Genomic DNA, 12,885 nt, shown 5'->3' with positions numbered 1-12,885 from the left:
GCGCATGACAGCAGCTGCTGCCGACAAGAAGAAGTTGCCCCTGCATTGGAAGATGGGCATCGGCTTTGCGATCGGCCTGATCCTGGGACTGATCGTGCACGCCCTGGGCGGCAGCGTCGATGGCCTGCAGGCCGGTGCCAAGTGGGTCATGGACTACGTCACCACCCCGGCGTCGGGCCTGTTCCTGAACCTGATCTTCATGCTGATCGTGCCGCTGATCTTCTCGGCGCTGATCATGGGCGTGTCGGAGATGGGCGACATCCGCGCCCTGGGCCGCATCGGCTGGAAGACCCTGGCCTATACCGTGCTGCTGTCCGGCATTGCCGTGGGCATCGGCCTGGTGCTGGTCAACCTGCTCAAGCCGGGCGCCGGCGTGGATCCGCAGGTCGCCGCGATGATGCTGTCGGAGAACGCCGAGCGCAGCAAGGAAATCGTCGCTGGCATCCATGGCACGCCGAAGGGCATGGACATGCTGCTGTCGATCGTGCCGAGCAATGTGCTGCAGGCCGCGTCGGACAATGGCGCGATCCTGTCGCTGATGTTCTTCGCGCTGATGTTCGGCATCGGCATGGTGCTGACCGACAATGAGAAGGTCGCCCCGTTGCGCCGCGCCATCGAAGGCGTGTTCGAAATCTCGATGACCCTGATCAACCTGGTCATCCGCCTGGCCCCCTATGCAGTGGCCTGCTTCATGTTCAATCTGGCCGCGCTGTTCGGCTTCGAGCTGATCATCCGCCTGGGCGCGTACGTGGGCGTGGTGGTGCTGGCGCTCGGCCTGCACATGGTCGTGACCTACGGTACTGCCGTATGGCTGTCCGGCCGCTCGCCGCTGTCGTTCTTCCGCGATACCCAGGAAGCGACGGTGATGGCGTTCTCCACCGCCTCCAGCAACGCGACCCTGCCGACCGCACTGCGCGTGGCGGACCAGATGGGCCTGCCGCAGCGCGTGTCGCGATTCGTGCTGACCGTGGGTGCCACCGCCAACCAGAACGGCACCGCCCTGTTCGAGGGCGTGACGGTGATCTTCCTGGCCCAGTTCTTCGGCGTGGACCTGAGTATTGGCCAGCAGGTCATGGTGATGGCGGTCTGCATCCTTGGCGGCATCGGCACGGCGGGCGTGCCTTCGGGCTCGCTGCCGGTGGTGGCGATGATCTGCGCGATGGTCGGTGTGAACCCGCTGGGCATTGGCCTGATCCTGGGCGTGAACCACTTCCTGGACATGTGCCGTACCGCCCTGAACGTGACCGGCGACCTGGCCCTGACCACGTTGGTGGCCAAGGGCGAGTCCCATGACGGACCGGCGCTGGGCACGCCCCTCGATTGAACGCGCCCTGAATGCCATGGATACTATCCCGACGCATGGAAGGCGTCGGGATTGGCGCCGTGCGAAAGGGAGCAGAAATGAGGATTTCGTACGTGATGGTCGCCGCCCTGGGCCTGCTGGCTTTCGACGCCAGTGCCCAGAAGGCCTGTGAAACCAACTACACCAAGACCGGCAGCTTCTTCGCCGGGCGCACCTTCACCACCTGGGACGTGGTGCCCAACGTTACCCCGGCCGACGCTCTCAAGCGTATCCAGATCGAGGGCGTGAAGTCGGGCCTGAAGGTGGCCAGCGTGGACAAGGACCTGGGCATGCTGACCCTGGAACAGAACGTCCAGTTCAATGGTGGCCAGACCACCCTGCCGTGGAACGTGCTGGTTGAAGCCGAGGGCAAGGGTTCGAAGATCACCGTGACCAAGACCACCCCGGCCACCTACGCCACTGGCGAGGACTTCCAGAAGAAGTCGATGTGTGGCGTGATCGAGGCTGCCGCGCCCAAGTAAGGGGGTGGCGGGACCAGATCCCTTTCACTGGCAAGGGATCTGGTCCTACGCCTGAACCCGGCCCCGCGTCTGTGGGACAATAGGCCGCCCGCACGTCCGCGGCCGCCTCCCGATTCCGACAGAACCATGACGCAGCCTACCCGTCGCCAGTTGGCCAACGCCATCCGCTTCCTCGCCGCCGATGCGGTTGAAACCGCAAAGTCCGGCCACCCCGGCATGCCCATGGGCATGGCCGACATCGCCGAAGTCCTCTGGAACGACTACCTCCGCCATAACCCGAGCAACCCGCACTGGTTCAACCGCGACCGTTTCGTGCTGTCCAACGGCCACGGTTCGATGCTGCAGTACGCGCTGCTGCACCTGAGCGGTTACGACCTGCCGATCGAGCAGCTCAAGCTGTTCCGCCAGCTGGGCAGCCACACCGCCGGCCACCCGGAGCGCCACGAGACCCCGGGCGTGGAAACCACCACCGGCCCGCTGGGACAGGGTTTCGCCAATGCCGTGGGCTTCGCCCTGGCCGAGAAGCTGCTGGCACAGCGCTTCAACCGCCCGGAGCTGGAAGTGGTCGACCACCGCACCTGGGTGTTCATGGGTGATGGCTGCCTGATGGAAGGCGTGTCGCACGAAGCGGCCTCGCTGGCCGGCACCTGGGGCCTGCACAAGCTGGTCTGCTTCTGGGACAACAACCACATCTCCATCGACGGCAACGTCGAGGGCTGGTTCACCGACAACACCCCGGAACGTTTCGAGGCCTATGGCTGGAACGTGATCCGCGATGTTGACGGCCACGACCCGGAAAGCATCAAGGCCGGCATCGAGGCCGCGCTGTCGCAGAGCGACAAGCCGACCCTGATCTGCTGCCGCACCACCATCGGCTTCGGTTCGCCGAACAAGGCGGGCAAGGAATCCAGCCACGGTGCTCCGCTGGGCAAGGACGAGCTGGAAGCCACCCGCAAGCAGCTGGGCTGGGAATACGGCCCGTTCGAGATCCCGCAGGCGATCTACGACGGCTGGCGCGCCAATGGCGCCGGCACGCTGCGCCAGGCCGAGTGGGAACAGCTGTTCGACAAGTACGCCAGCCAGTATCCGGCGGAGGCGGCTGAGCTGACCCGCCGCTCGCATGGCGAGCTGCCGGCCGACTTCGTTGCCAAGGCCGATGCCTACATCGCCCAGGTGGCCGCCGAGGGCCCGACGATCGCCTCGCGCAAGGCCTCGCAGCTGGCCATCGAAGCCTATGCGCCGCTGCTGCCGGAAATCGTCGGTGGCTCGGCCGACCTGGCGCACTCCAACCTGACCCTGTGGAAGGGCAGCAGGTCGGTCGCCAGCGACGACGCCAACGCCAACTACGTGTACTACGGCGTGCGCGAGTTCGGCATGACCGCCATCGCCAATGGCCTGGCCCTGCACGGTGGCTTCATTCCGTTCGACGCCACCTTCCTGGTGTTCAGCGATTACGCCCGCAACGGCGTGCGCATGAGCGCGCTGATTCCGGCCCACGCCATCCACGTCTATACCCACGACTCGATCGGCCTGGGCGAAGACGGCCCGACCCACCAGCCGGTGGAGCACCTGGCCTCGCTGCGCTACATCCCGAACAACGACGTGTGGCGCCCGTGCGATGCGGTCGAGTCGGCCGTGAGCTGGAAGGCCGCGATCACCCGCCAGGACGGCCCGAGCTGCCTGGTGTTCAGCCGCCAGAACCTGCCGCACCAGCCGCGCAGCGCCGAGCAGATCAAGCAGATCGAGCGCGGCGGTTACGTGCTGGCCGATGCCGCCGGTACGCCGGACGTGATCCTGATCGCCACCGGTTCGGAAGTCTCGCTGGCTACCGAAGCCAAGGCCCAGCTGGATGCGGCCGGTATCAAGACCCGCGTGGTCTCGATGCCGTCCACCGACGTGTTCCTGCGCCAGGATGCGGCCTACCGTGAATCGGTGCTGCCGAACGCGGTGCGCAAGCGCGTGGCCGTGGAAGCTGGCGTCACCGGTTTCTGGCGCCAGTTCGTAGGCCTGGACGGTGCCGTGATCGGTATCGACACCTTCGGCGCTTCGGCCCCGGCCGACCAGCTGTACAAGCACTTCGGCATCACCACGGCGCACGTGGTGGAAGCTGCCAAGGCGCTGTAAGCAGCCTCTCGGCGCAACAAAGGAAAGGCCGGCGCAAGCCGGCCTTTCTCGTTGCCGGAAGAAAAAGGGGACGGAGGGAATTAAGTCGTTTGTGCACAAACGACTTAATTCCCTCCGTCCCCTTTTTCTCAGGCGGTACGCGCCAGCGCCAGCCGCAGCAGCCGCGCGTCCAGGCGTTCGGCGAAGTCTTTCGGTGCCTGCAGGCCCATGCGCTGCAGGTACACGGCATCGCCGTCGCCGGCCGGTTGCCGCAGCGCTGCCCAGACGGTGCGCAGCTTGTCGCTGCGGGTCTGCGTGTTGGCCTTCAGCCACGCCAGCGCTTTGACCAGCACCTGCTCGATCTCGTTGAAATCGCTGCCCAGCGGGTAGTCCGGCAGGCTGCCATCGGCGCGGAATGGTGCCAGTGCCGCCGCCAGCGCCTGGGGCGTGTTGCGCTGCAGGCGCTGCGGGTCGGGCTGGGACGCCGCCAGCAGCTTGCGCGAGGCCTGTGCCTGCTGCAGCAGATCGCCCTGGAAGGGCGCTTCGGTAATTGCGGTCATCGCATGCACGCAGTCCTCGTCGGTCAGCCCGCGCAGATCGGCGATGCCGTACTCGTTGAGGTAGATGTCACGCAGGTGGCGTGGGATGGTGGTGTGCCCGTAGTTCCAGCGCACGTTGGATTCGCGGCGGCCCTTGTCATCGCGCGCGGCACGGAACATCAGCACGCTGCGCGCTTCCGGCAGGGCATGTGCCATCGCCACGAAGTTGTACTGGCCGCCCACGCCCGACACCACGCGTCCATCGTCCAGCGCATCCGATACCGCCGCGCCGAGCGCGGTAGCCATCATGCAGGAATTGAAGAAACGCGCATGGCGGCGCTGCAGGCGCTCCAGTGCCTCGTTACCGCCATACAGCTGGTTGATCTCGCTGATGCGGCGCATGCCGATCGCACGGCATTCGTCTTCCGGCAGCGTGCGCAGCCACTCGTAGAACTCCGGCGAGCCCAGGTAGAACGCGCCATGCAGGTACTCGCCTTCCGCGGCGAGGGTGGCGTGGTCGATCGACAACGTGCTGCCATTCTCGATGCGCTGCATCAGCGCCAGGTCGTCGTGCACCTTGCGCCTGATGACCCCGGTCTGCACCAGGCGGCGGAAGCCTTCATTGAGCATCTCGCTGCAGCCGTACAGGCCCACCTCGAATGGATCCACGCCGCCGATCTCCTGCACCAGCGGGTGGCTGACCAGCTGCGGATCCAGCGCGTGCAGCACGCGGCGGTAGCGCGCGTTGTCGGTGTGGCGCAGCACAAGCGCATGGCTGAGGGCATCGGCCAGCGTGCCGATGCCGATCTGCAGGGTGCCGCCATCGCGTACCAGGGTGCTGGCATACAGGCCGATGGCGTAGTCGGCGTCGCCGACCGGCTGCCGCGGCAGCCCGAACAGCGCCGGGTACGGCGGAGGCGGAGTGATCACGAGATCGAAGAACGACACATCGACCGTCGCCGAGCCGCCCAGATAGGGCAGCTGCGGATCGATCTCGGCAATCAGCAACGGGCGTGGCAGGCCACGCGCGGTCATCGCATCGAGCGTGTCCTGGGTGATGTCGTTGTTGCACGACAGCGAAAGCCGACGGTCATTCGGCCGCATCGCCACCTTCTGCACGATCACCTGCGGCGCGCGCTGCGCGACCGCGTCGGCGGCATGGGTGTAGTTCAGGCTGGTATAGCTGGATTGCGCCTGCCGCGACCCGAGCAGGGCGCCGGACTGCATGTAGAACTCTTCCACCTGCACGTGCGCTGGCAACGCGTCGCGCGCGATCGCATCGGCATAGGCCAGGCGCGGGAAGTCGTCGCCGAAATGGCGTTGCGCGAACGGTGCCAGGAAGCGCGCCTCCAGGCCGTTGCCCCGCGGCTTCGGCGGGTTCAACGACAGCGCGGTATACAGCTGCAGCGGCCGCGAAGGATCATGTTCGACGCGTGCGTAGAGGGCATTGAGCAGCCGATGCGGCTTGCCCAGTGCCAGCGGTGCCCCGATCCGCAGCGGCCCGTCCACGCGCGCAAACAGCCAGTCGACGGCGGCGTCCAGGTCGGTGAGGTGTTCGGTCATGCGCGGCGGTCCTGCGTGTGGGGGAGTGCGGGCATTACAGCATGTCGGGCTTGAACCGCCGTCGACGCGAGACTTCTGCGCCGGACACCATGAACTGCCCATCGCCGCGGTAATGCACCGTGCGCGGCAGTTTCGGCCGGGGCGCAACATGGGCGCGCACGATCTCCCAGATGAACAGATTGCTCGACGCCACCTGGCTGTCGTCGTACAACCGGCATTCGAAGTTCGAGTGGCACTGCCCGACCAGCGGCGCGCCGACCTCGCGCGCGGGCAGCGCATCGAGCCCGAAACGGGCGAACTTGTCGACCTCGCGGCCGCTGCAGTTGCCGATGTCCACCACGGTATCGAGCAGTTCCACGCCGGGTACGTTGATCACGCACTCGCCACTGCCGACGGCCAGTGCATGGCTGTGGTTTTCATTCCACAGGTAGGTGGCGACCAGTGACGGCGAGAAGCCCATCACCATGTGCCAGCCCATCGTCATCAGGTTGTGCTGGCCGCGCCAGGCGGTGCTGACCAGCACGATCGGGCCGGGTTCGAGGAAGCGGCGGGCCTGCTCGACCGGGAATTCCTTCTTGGGAAGCGCTTTCATCCGAGGCCTCGGCCGGGAGGGCTCGATGCTGGCGCAAAGCCGATGAATCCGGAGTCGAGGGGCTTGACAGCCGGTTCGATTACGCGCGTAATCGAGATGTCGATTACGGATGTAAATCATGACCCCGATCAGCGAAGCCGAAGCCGTTGTGATGGAGGTGCTGTGGCATCAGGCACCGCGTAGTGCCGATGACGTGGTGGCCGCGCTGGCCCACCGCGACTGGGCCGAGCCGACCATCAAGACCCTGCTCAACCGCCTGCTGACCAAGGGCGCGATCGCCGCCGAGCGCGATGGCCGGCGCTATCTGTATCGCCCGCTGTTGCAGCGCCAGGTGTGGGTGGAGGCGCAGAGCCAGGACTTCATCGGCCGTGTCTTCGAAGGGCGCGTGGCGCCGCTGGTCGCGCACTTCAGCGAACGCGGCCAGTTGAGCGCACAGGACATCGCCGAACTGAAGAAGCTGATCCAGGAGCTGGACCATGACTGAGCTGCTCGGTGGACTGTGGCAGGCCAGCGTGTGGCTGGCCATGGGGGTGATCCTGCTGGCCGTGCTGCGACCGCTGCTGGTGTGGATGGGGGGCGCTGGACTGGCTTATCGCAGCTGGTGGTTGTTGCCGATGCTGCTGGTGACCTTGCTGCTGCCGTTGCCGCAGGCTGCGCTGTTGCAGCACGTGCCGACAGTGCTGCTGAAAGTCGAGCCAGGGGCCGTGGACGAACTGGCAGGGCCGTCGCTGCCATGGGCACCGCTGTTGCTGCTGGCATGGGCGCTGGGCATGGGCATCTGCCTGCTGCGCGACCTGCGCGCACAGCGTCGTTTCGAACGGCGCATGGGCCCGCTGAAGCCGCGCGCCGATGGCAGCTGGCAGGCCAGTGGTGACCCAGGCCTGCCAGCACTGGTTGGCCTGTGGCGGCCGCGAATCGTGGTTGGCCCGGACTTCGATCAACAGTTCAGCGCACAGGAACAGGGGCTGATCCTGCAGCACGAGCGCAGCCACCGCCGCAATGGCGATCACTGGGCCAATGGTGCGTTGCTGCTTATGCGTGCGGTGTTCTGGTTCCACCCGCTGGTGCTCTGGGCTGCACGCTGCTTCCTGCGCGACCAGGAATTGGCCTGCGATGCCCGCACCATCGCCCCGCAGCCTGCGCTGCGCGGGCTTTACGCCAGCACGCTGCTGAAGGCGCAGCTGGTCCACCCGGTTGCGCCAGCGGTCTGCCATTGGCGCAGCCAACCCGTGTTGAAGGAGCGTATCGCCATGTTGAAGCAGTCCAAGCGGAAGGCATTGCCGTGGGTATCGGGGCAGGTGCTGGTCGTCGGGTTGTGCCTGGGAATGGGCGCAGTAGCGTGGGCCAGCCAGGGCGATGCGATGGCTGGCCGCCCGGCAGCGGCGGTCATGGATCGGGAGATCCAGGTCGTCAAGATGCCACCGCCTTCCTATCCGAAATCCGCGGTCGAGGAGCGCCAGGTGGGCGTGGTGAACCTGCGCGTGGAAGTGGATGCCAGCGGCCAACCCACCGATGTCAGGGTGCTCAGTGCCACCAATCCGGGCGTGTTCGACGCGGTGTCGATCACCGCAGCGCGCAGCTGGACCTATCGGCCGGCGATGAAGAACGGCAAGCCGGTGGCAGGCGCAGTGAAGATTCCGATCACCTTTGCGATGGACAACAGCGAGGACGCCCAGTGAAGTCCGCGCCGCTGCTCGTGGTGGCGGCGCTGATGATGGGGTGTGCGAGCCAGGAACGGCTGGCCACCGTGCACACCCGCAGCGAGAATGTCGGCCACCAGCGACTGCAGCCGCAGGCGGGCGGTGGCAGTGGGCAGTTGCAGGCATATTCGCTGGGTGCGACCGAGGGCTACCGGATGCCGCAGTTGTACGCGGCACCGGCCCCGGAGGTCGGCGATCGTGACCCGCGTGCGGAACTGGCGCCGACCACGATCTGCCTGCAGGTGGTGGTTGATGCCAACGGCGTCGTCGAGCGCAGCCTGCCATTGACCGATCGCCCGGAGTGCGCGGCAGGTGCTGCGGGCGAGAATGCGCCCCTGCTGCAGGCTGCGCAGGAGGCCGTGGCGATGTGGAAGTACTCGTCCGCAGCGGTCTGCCACTTCGCGGCTGGCAAGGTGCCTGCCGACCGCGGTGACTGCCGGGGCGCCGAACGGGTCGAGCCGGTGGCGGTCACCCTGCAGTACGCCTTCACCTTCGAGATCGTGAAGGGCCAGCATGTGGTGCGCACGCAGGGAAAATGAACGCTCGCGGTCCGTGATGGAAACCGATGGCGCCGGGCTCTGCCCGGCGTACGTCAGGCCCCTCCCTGGATGTTGGCCTTCACCGCCGGTTGCATCAGCTTCGGTTCTTCCAGCGTGGCATCGCGGGCCTGGCGCACGCTGACGAACTCTGCCTCGGCCACGCCGTCATGCACGTGGATGTTGTGCGCGCGCTGTTCACCGATGGTGGTTTCGTTGGCGAAATCACGGCCCCCCGGGCCGTAGTCGTGGCAGACGAAAACCCGGGTGGTATCGGGCAGCGCCAGCAGGCGCTGGATCGAGCGGTACAGCTGCGCGGCATCGCCACCCGGGAAATCGCAGCGTGCGGTGCCGCCGTCGGGCATGAACAGCGAGTCACCGGTGAACAGCGCATCGCCGATCAGGTAGGCGATGCTGTCGCTGGTGTGGCCGGGCACGGCGATCACCTGTCCTTGCAGCTCGCCAATGGCAAAGGTTTCGCCGTCGCTGAACAGGTGATCGAAGATCTCATCGGCGGCCGGAAGCTGCAGGCCATAGCGCGGCGCGAACGTGGCCTGCACCGCGCGGATGCCTTCACCGATGGCCAGCGTGGCGTGCGGGAAGCGCTGCTTGAGCCGGCGCCCGGCCGACACATGGTCCGCATGGGCATGGGTTTCCAGCAGCCAGCGCAGCTGAAGGTCCTGCTGTTCGATGGCCTGCAATGCCCCGCGCAGCGGTGATTCGCTGCTGGCGTCGGTGTCCGGGTCGTAGTCCAGGACCGGGTCGATCAGCGCCGCCTCACTGCTGGCCGGATCGCTGACCAGGTAGCTGAAGGTATTGCTGTCACGGTGGAAGAACGACTGCACCTGGACCGGCATCGGAATTCTCCTCAGCGCGTGCCTAGCACGCGGTTCAGCAACTGCGCCAGGTTTTCACCGGCCAGTCGCAGCTGCGCTTCGGCCAGCGGCCGGTAGCGCTCGGTGTATTCGTCACCGATTTTATGCGACGCCGGATAAACGCCAGCTTGCATGGAGATGCGGCAGCTGGCTTCGGCCCAGGCCTGCGGGTCGCGCTGCGGGTTGGACTGGCGCGCCAGCTTCGGCGCGCGCTGGCCCTGCAGCACGGGCAGATAGCCGGTGTCGTCGAGCTTGCGGGTGTTGAGCATGCCGCTGTCCCACAGCGAGTGCAGGTTGGTGCCGCGGTTGCCGAACTGCAGCTGGAAATCGTTGCCGCCCTTGTCATGGGCGTAACCGGCATGCATCGGCTGGTGGATGTCGCCGACCAGGTGCACGACGAACTTCAGTGCCTGCAGGCGCTCGCCATCGGTCAGGCTGCGGTCGCCCAGGATGGCGCTCTGTGCTTTCAGGGCCTCGACGATGCAGTTGCCGTTTTTGCAGTGCTTCGGTGCTTCGTAGTGGCAGTCGTCTTCGGCGATGTTGACGTAGTGCCAGCCGGCCGAACGACGGCCCAGGCTGGGGTCCTTGGCGCGCAGCTGGTCGGCCCACGGCGCGATGCTGGCCAGGGTGGCGTCCGCTTCGGTGGCCAGCAGGCGGTCCACTTCGGCGCGGGCGGTGGGGTTGAGGCGGGCGTCGGCGACTTCGGCAACCAGGCGGTGGCCTTGCGCGCCCCAGGCATGGGCGGGGGCGGAGACGGACAGCAGGGCCGGCGCCAGGGCGGCGGCGAGGAACAGGGAGTGCAGGGCTTTCATGCACACATTCTAGCGGGGTAGGTGGATTGAAGAGCGGCGCGTTCCTTTCTGCTGGGGGCTGGCTGCAGGGGCAGCCCCCATCCAACATGGCCGCGGAGGCGGATGCAAACGTCAAAGGCAACATCAAAAACAAATGCAGGATCAAAATCCGCCTTCTGCAATTGCAGGCAACCATTACGCCTCGGATGTGCAGGCTCTGCCCTTGCCTTTGCTTGAGCTGGCACGCACGCGGTGATGGGAAGGGGCGAGGCGGGGAACGGGGCCGGGACCGTTGGCGCCATGGATGGCGCCATCGAGCCCCCAAGGATGGGTTTACGGCGTGTCCCGGCCCCGCTCCCCGCCTCGCCCCAGCTCCGGAACTGCTTCAGTCCCAGGAACAAAAAAAGCCCCGGCAATCACCGGGGCAACATGCTGCGAGGGTTTTGCGTATAGCGGGGGAGCGGGAGGCGAAGCCCCCCGCACTCAACACACCGCTTTAGAACTTGAAGACGTACGAAGCGCCGTAGACCAGCGGATCGATATTGACCGTGCCGATCTTCTCGCCGTTCAACTTCACCTTGCTGTCGATGTCGATCCAGCGCATGTCCACGCGCAGGGCGCCCTTCTCGCCGATCGCGAAGTCGATGCCCGCATGCGCGGCCAGGCCCCACGAATCCTGCAGCTTCAGCTTGCTGCCGGCCAATGCACCGGTGGTGTCTTCGCTGAAGAAGGTGGTGTAGTTCACGCCCGCGCCAACGAACGGCGACACCTTGCCCTTGCTGTTGAAGTGGTACTGCAGGGTCACCACCGGCGGCAGCTGCTTGGTGCTGCCGACACGGCCCAGGCCGTTGATGTTGATGTCGTGCTTGAACGGCAGTGCGGCCAGCACTTCGATGCCCAGGTTGTCGGCGATGAAGTACTCGCCGGTGATGGTCGGCTTGACGTCGTTGTCGACGTCGACCTTCAGGGTGCCGCCGGCCAGCCAGCCGTTGTTCGACTTCGGCGCCACCTGGTGCACGCCAGCCGAAACGGTCCAGTCGCCCTTGGACTGGGCCATGGCCGGGGCGGCGGCGAGGGACAGGGCGGCGGCCAGGCTGGCCACGATCAGGGGGGAGGTCTTGCGCATGGGGGTGTTCTCGTTGCTGGGTGGATGGCGACAGTCTCGGCCTCACGCCGCGCTAACGCTTTGATCCGGATCAAATCCTGTCCGCCGACCTGCTGGCGGCCCGGCCTGGCCCACGGTGGCCAGCCACGGCCTGCTAGACTTGTGGGCCCTATCCATCCCGCCGCACCCGTCGCGGCTGCAGGAGCTTGAGAAATGGCAATCAAGGTTGGTATCAACGGTTTCGGTCGCATCGGGCGTAACGTCCTGCGCTCGGCGGTGCTGAACTTCGGCGACGACATCGAAATCGTGGCCATCAACGATCTGCTGGAGCCGGATTACCTGGCCTACATGCTCAAGTACGACTCCGTGCACGGCCGCTTCAAGGCCGATGTGGCGGTGCAGGGCAACGACCTGCTGGTCAACGGCAAGAAGATCCGCCTGACCCAGGAACGCGACCCGGCCAACCTGAAGTGGGACGAAGTCGGCGCCGACGTGGTGCTGGAAGCCACCGGCCTGTTCCTGACCAAGGAAACCGCGCAGAAGCACATCGATGCCGGCGCCAGGAAGGTCATCATGTCGGCCCCGTCGAAGGACGACACGCCGATGTTCGTGTTCGGCGTGAACGACAAGACCTACGCTGGCCAGGCAATCATCTCCAACGCCTCGTGCACCACCAACTGCCTGGCCCCGCTGGCCAAGGTCATCAATGACAAGTGGGGCATCAAGCGCGGCCTGATGACCACCGTGCATGCGGCCACCGCCACCCAGAAGACCGTCGATGGCCCGTCCAACAAGGACTGGCGCGGTGGCCGTGGCATCCTGGAAAACATCATTCCCTCGTCCACCGGTGCGGCCAAGGCCGTCGGCGTGGTCATCCCGGAACTGAACAAGAAGCTGACCGGCATGAGCTTCCGCGTCCCGACCTCGGACGTGTCGGTGGTCGACCTGACCGTCGAGCTGGAGAAGGAAGCCACCTACGCCGAGATCTGCGCTGAAGTGAAGGCACAGAGCGAAGGCGCGCTGAAGGGCATCCTGGGCTACACCGAAGACAAGGTGGTGGCCACCGATTTCCGCGGCGAGACCTGCACCTCGGTGTTCGACGCCGACGCCGGTATCGCCCTGGACGGCACCTTCGTCAAGCTGGTGACCTGGTACGACAACGAGTGGGGCTACTCCAACAAGTGCCTGGAAATGGCCAAGGTCATCGCCGCCAAGTAAGGCCGGTGTAGATCGAAGACGGACCCCGGCCTGGCCGGG

The 12,885-nt window shown here is 66.1% G+C and carries 12 protein-coding genes; 7 read left to right on the top strand and 5 right to left on the bottom strand.

Translation table 11 applies throughout. From position 1 onward, the window contains the following. Positions 1-4: 4 nt before the first annotated feature. From ROV93_RS19705 to tkt, 3 genes are all read left to right on the top strand, one after another. Positions 5-1,324 carry a dicarboxylate/amino acid:cation symporter gene (locus ROV93_RS19705; protein WP_072168473.1) on the top strand — a complete coding sequence of 440 codons (1,320 nt, stop codon included), beginning with the start codon at positions 5-7 and terminating at the stop codon, positions 1,322-1,324. Positions 1,325-1,401: 77 nt separating this feature from the next. Further along, on the top strand, positions 1,402-1,824 hold the full coding sequence (locus tag ROV93_RS19700; protein WP_227837915.1) for a hypothetical protein: 423 nt from the start codon (positions 1,402-1,404) through the stop codon (positions 1,822-1,824). A gap of 126 nt (positions 1,825-1,950) precedes the next feature. Next, positions 1,951-3,948 (top strand): transketolase, encoded by a 1,998-nt coding sequence (gene tkt, locus ROV93_RS19695; RefSeq protein WP_065179078.1) that lies wholly within the window; start codon positions 1,951-1,953, stop codon positions 3,946-3,948. A 128-nt stretch (positions 3,949-4,076) separates the two neighbouring features. Here the strand turns inward: tkt and ROV93_RS19690 are convergent, their stop codons facing one another. Next, positions 4,077-6,029 (bottom strand): acetyl-CoA hydrolase/transferase C-terminal domain-containing protein, encoded by a 1,953-nt coding sequence (locus ROV93_RS19690; RefSeq protein ID WP_072168475.1) that lies wholly within the window; start codon positions 6,027-6,029, stop codon positions 4,077-4,079. Between the two features lie 34 nt (positions 6,030-6,063). Next, entirely contained in the window at positions 6,064-6,621 is a 558-nt protein-coding gene (locus tag ROV93_RS19685) for a flavin reductase family protein (RefSeq protein WP_005418896.1), read from the bottom strand. Between the two features lie 118 nt (positions 6,622-6,739). On the opposite strand from ROV93_RS19685, the gene ROV93_RS19680 reads away from it, so the two are divergent. The 3 genes from ROV93_RS19680 to ROV93_RS19670 are packed head-to-tail and all read left to right on the top strand — an operon-like array spanning position 6,740 to position 8,860. Then, entirely contained in the window at positions 6,740-7,105 is a 366-nt protein-coding gene (locus tag ROV93_RS19680; RefSeq protein ID WP_005418895.1) for a BlaI/MecI/CopY family transcriptional regulator, read from the top strand. Further along, entirely contained in the window at positions 7,098-8,300 is a 1,203-nt protein-coding gene (locus ROV93_RS19675; protein ID WP_069139290.1) for a M56 family metallopeptidase, read from the top strand. The genes ROV93_RS19680 and ROV93_RS19675 overlap by 8 nt, the downstream gene beginning before the upstream one ends. Next, positions 8,297-8,860 carry a hypothetical protein gene (locus ROV93_RS19670; protein ID WP_072168476.1) on the top strand — a complete coding sequence of 188 codons (564 nt, stop codon included), beginning with the start codon at positions 8,297-8,299 and terminating at the stop codon, positions 8,858-8,860. Before ROV93_RS19675 ends, ROV93_RS19670 begins: the two co-directional genes overlap by 4 nt. 53 nt (positions 8,861-8,913) lie before the next feature. On the opposite strand, the gene ROV93_RS19665 is transcribed toward ROV93_RS19670, so the two are convergent. The 3 genes from ROV93_RS19665 to ROV93_RS19655 all read right to left on the bottom strand — a co-directional run bounded on the left by ROV93_RS19665 (position 8,914) and on the right by ROV93_RS19655 (position 11,649). Further along, the gene (locus ROV93_RS19665) at positions 8,914-9,714 is read right to left on the bottom strand and encodes an MBL fold metallo-hydrolase (protein WP_065179072.1); all 801 of its coding nucleotides are present in this window, start codon (positions 9,712-9,714) and stop codon (positions 8,914-8,916) included. 11 nt (positions 9,715-9,725) lie between these two features. Beyond that, the gene (locus ROV93_RS19660; RefSeq protein ID WP_072168477.1) at positions 9,726-10,544 is read right to left on the bottom strand and encodes a S1/P1 nuclease; all 819 of its coding nucleotides are present in this window, start codon (positions 10,542-10,544) and stop codon (positions 9,726-9,728) included. A gap of 475 nt (positions 10,545-11,019) precedes the next feature. Then, the gene (locus ROV93_RS19655) at positions 11,020-11,649 is read right to left on the bottom strand and encodes an OmpW family outer membrane protein (protein WP_049410595.1); all 630 of its coding nucleotides are present in this window, start codon (positions 11,647-11,649) and stop codon (positions 11,020-11,022) included. A gap of 192 nt (positions 11,650-11,841) precedes the next feature. Between ROV93_RS19655 and gap the strand changes: the two genes are divergently transcribed. After that, on the top strand, positions 11,842-12,846 hold the full coding sequence (gap, locus tag ROV93_RS19650; RefSeq protein WP_005418885.1) for a type I glyceraldehyde-3-phosphate dehydrogenase: 1,005 nt from the start codon (positions 11,842-11,844) through the stop codon (positions 12,844-12,846). Positions 12,847-12,885: the final 39 nt, after the last annotated feature.

Origin of the sequence: Stenotrophomonas maltophilia group sp. msm4 (assembly GCF_032025605.1) — a bacterium.
GTDB lineage: Bacteria > Pseudomonadota > Gammaproteobacteria > Xanthomonadales > Xanthomonadaceae > Stenotrophomonas > Stenotrophomonas sepilia.
The sequence above is the reverse complement of the archived record's forward strand: the minus strand, read 5'-3'. Positions and strand labels throughout refer to the sequence as shown.